Annotated in this window: 2 protein-coding genes; one reads left to right on the forward strand and one right to left on the reverse strand. The window is 63.8% G+C overall.

Annotated elements, in window-relative coordinates; translation table 11 throughout:
* Positions 1–1,952 (reverse strand): MMPL family transporter (locus FWD29_09925; GenBank protein MCL2804246.1); only part of this gene is annotated, 1,952 nt, incomplete at its 3' end.
* Between the two features lie 115 nt (positions 1,953–2,067).
* Between FWD29_09925 and FWD29_09930 the strand changes: the two genes are divergently transcribed.
* Complete coding sequence (locus FWD29_09930; protein MCL2804247.1) at positions 2,068–3,567, forward strand: replication-associated recombination protein A; 1,500 nt, start codon at positions 2,068–2,070, stop codon at positions 3,565–3,567.
* Positions 3,568–3,817: the final 250 nt, after the last annotated feature.

Consider the following 3,817-nt stretch of genomic DNA (forward strand, 5'->3'; position numbering starts at 1 on the left):
AGCCAGGTCACCACACCTAAGCTGGCCAACAGTGACAGTGAGTTGGTGATCAAGGCCTTGAACGGCATTAGGACCGATCCGGTCATCATGAACAGGAAGACGAAGGCAGCCACCACGATCAACAAGGCCGCCCAGGGGGCGCCAGCTGCCAGGGCCGCCTGGTAGTCAAGCAGGCGGGCGGCTGGCCCGGTTACCAGGATTTCGAAGTCGGGCTGTTTCAGATCCCTGATGGCTTCGACCAATGCCCTGGCCTCAGGTCCGGCCGGGTCGTTGCGATCGACTTCGAGGCTGATGGTGGGGTAGCCGGTTTGTTCCCGGACAATGCCACCAGACTGGTCGGCCGGCCGGGGAGCTACCCCTTTGAGACCGACTAGCTGTTCTTGAGCCCACTGCGCGGTGGCGTCGGCCGAGCCAAGCGACACCACCAAGACGTCGTCTGGCTGGTAGATGGGGTAGTTCCTGGTCAGCTCGTCGAGATAGCCGCGTTGAACGGCATCGGCCGGCAACATGTCGACCCCACCGTTGCGCACCTCCATATGCCAAACCGGCACCGACAGGCCGGCCAATATCACCAGCACCCCGGCAATCACATACCAGGGCCGTCGCTGGACCCAACCGGCCAGGCGGGACAGCAGGCCGGTGTCGCTGGGCTTGGATGCCATGGCGCCGGACAGCCGCCTGAGAAAAGGCAGGCGAACTAGCGGCGAAGGCCGGGCTAAGCGGTCGCCCAGCAAGACCAGCACGGCCGGCACCATGGTGACGGCAGTCAGCAGCGCGAACAGCACGACCAGCAGCCCGCCAAAGCCAAAAATCCGCAAGATGGTTGGCCTAAAGACCATTAACCCGGCGACGCAGGCCGCAATTGTCCCAGCCGAATAGCAGACCGTTCGCCCGGCCGTGGCCATCGTTGCCACAATCGCCCGGTGCGTCGGTTTAGCCCGGCTGTGCTGTTGGTTCCGGAGCTGGCCCCGGGTCAGGGTCTTGACTTTAGTCTTGGTTTCAGGCCCAGCTTTGGGCACTGGTTCGCCGGCGGCATAGATAGCTGTCAATTCTTGGCGATAGCGCGACACCACCAGCAGGCCGTAGTCGATTGACAGACCGAGGCCCAAGGCCGTGACAACGTTGATCACCGACGAATCGACCGCGAAAGCGAAAGACCAGGCCCACAACACTCCGAGGGTCGAACCAATCGAGACCAAGGCTCCGATTATCGGCATGGCCGCCGCCAGGAAACCAGCGAAAACCACGACCATGACGATTAGCGCTACCGGCAGTGCCAGCATCTCGCCGGTCATCATGTCGCTTTCCATTTGGCTGATCAGCTCGTCAATGACCAGTGGCGAGCCGCCCACAATGGCCTCGGCTCCCGGTACCTGGCCCGGCAGATCGGCCGCGGCTTGTTGCAGGCGGGCAACTACGTCACTAGTAGCTTGGGCCACCACGGCGGGATCGGGGTCTTGGGCAATGTTGACCTGCATTTCGAGGCCACGTTGATCCTGGGCGATCCACGGCATCACAGCCACATTGCCCAGCGCGCAGGCCAGTTTGTCCGGTGCGGCTGGATCAGCGCAGAAGGAAGGGTTGAGCGGGTCTATTACCCAAGGTGCCTGGCCATCCTCGGCCCGGGCTACGCCGGCGATCTGGCCCACTTCATATCGCACCGGCTCCAATGCTCCGGCCAGTTTCTGCAGGGTTTCGGGGTTAGCCAAGTCAACTTTGGTCACCATCAAGAAAATCGATTCGGCGTAGCCTTGCGCTTCAATCAAGATGGTGTCGGCGCGGGCCGAATCAGAGTCAGGGTCATGCGGCGCCGCGTCTTCGACCCGGTCAAAAATGCCTTCACCGGTGACGCCAAAAACCGCCAGTCCCCAACCGGCCACCAGCGCCACGGCCCAAGCCACCACGGTGATAATCGGGTGGCGCACAATGCCACGGCCAAGCCGGGTGAACACCCGTCCAGCGTAGTGGCATGGCGCCACCGTGTTGCGGGTCCACTAGGCCCGCCTGGGCGCTGCCACCAATCCGCCTCACCGCGGTCACTCGCACCCAGCCGCGTAGGCTGTTCGGGTGGACCTGTTCGATTCGGCTCTGGCCTCCGAGCCCGGCGCCGCGCCGTCTTGGCGCTCGCCGTTGGCGGTGCGGATGCGTCCCGGCCGTCTGGATGAAGTATTTGGTCAGGACCACCTTTTGGCCAGCGGTTCGGCTTTGCGGCGTTTGATGGCGGCGCCCGATGCCGAGTCCCCTAGTAGGGCGGCGCCAGCTTCGCTTATCCTGTGGGGCCCGCCTGGCAGCGGCAAAACCACCGTGGCCTATCTGATTGCCGGTTCATCTGGCCGTGCCTTCGTCGAATTGAGTGCCGTTAGTGCCGGGGTCAAGGACATCCGGGCCGTGATCGATGAGGCCAAAAGACGCCTGGCCACATCTGGTCAAGAGACGGTTCTGTTTATCGATGAGGTTCACCGCTTTTCTAAGGCCCAACAAGACGCGCTGCTGCCTAGCGTCGAGAACCGGCTAGTCACCTTGGTGGCGGCGACTACGGAAAACCCGTCGTTTTCGATTATCACGCCGCTGGCTTCGCGTTCGATTTTGTTGACCCTCAGACCACTAGATGAGGAGTCGATTGGCCGGCTGGTCGACCGGGCAATAGAAGACCCGCGCGGCTTGGCCGGTTCGATCACCCTGGCACCGCCAGCCAGGGCCAATTTGGTCCGCTTGGCCGGTGGCGACGCCCGGCGGGCTCTAATGGTTTTGGAGGCCGCCGCCGGTGCGGCCCTTGAAGCCAGCTCGGCCAGTGGATCTGGTGCCGAGGCCGAGCCGGGGCGGCGATTGGAGGCCGCTTCGACCGCCGAGCCGGCGTCAAAGGCCGGTCCTGATATCGGCGCCGGCCGCAGCACACAAGGACCGGCCCTGGTCGACGCTGCCCTGGTCGAGCAGGCCGTGGACGTGGCTCTGGTCCGGTACGACCGGGCCGGTGACCAGCACTATGACGTGATTTCGGCCTTCATCAAATCGATTCGTGGCTCGGATGTGGACGCTGCCCTGCACTATTTGGCGCGGATGATCCAGGCTGGGGAGGACCCTCGTTTCATCGCTCGTCGTCTGATCATCTTGGCCAGTGAGGATGTTGGCATGGCTGACCCATCAGCCCTCCAAACGGCCGTGGCGGCGGCCCAGGCGGTCCAGATGATTGGCCTGCCCGAAGGCCGAATTGTTCTGGCCCAGGCCGTGGTCCACCTGGCCACTGCCCCTAAGTCGAATGCCAGTTACACCGCGATTGACGCGGCCCTGGCTGATGTCCGGGCCTGCCTAGCCGGCCCGGTGCCGCCTCATTTGCGCGGTTCGAATTACGCCGGGGCCGAGCGTCTTGGCCACGGCCAGGGTTACATCTACGCCCACGACGAGCCACACGCCGTCGCCACCCAGCGTTACGCGCCCGATGATGTGCAGGACAAGGTTTACTACCGCCCCACTGACCGTGGTTTCGAGCGTCATGTAGCTGATCGCCTGGCCAAAATCCGCGCCATCCTCGGTGCTCCCCATCCGCCCAACCGCGAGTCCGAGGCCTGACAGCATTTCCCCGGCACGCGAGTTAGGGCTTTACACGAAGAGTCGGTCCGGCCGGGGTAATGCGAAACCTCGGACTCGCGTCAAGAGAGCGGTCCGGGAAGGTGCGGCCGGAGTGATGCGAAACCTCGGACTCGCGTGAAGGGGCTGGTCAGGGGGTCAGTGGGCAGGAGGCCAGTGGGCCGGGGTCAGGGGGTCAGGGGGTGCTAAGGGGTGGTGATGGTTAGTTCGATGCCGCTTGGGGTTAGCTTGG

The sequence above is a fragment of the Micrococcales bacterium genome (assembly GCA_009784895.1).
Taxonomy (GTDB): Bacteria; Actinomycetota; Actinomycetes; order Actinomycetales; family WQXJ01; genus WQXJ01.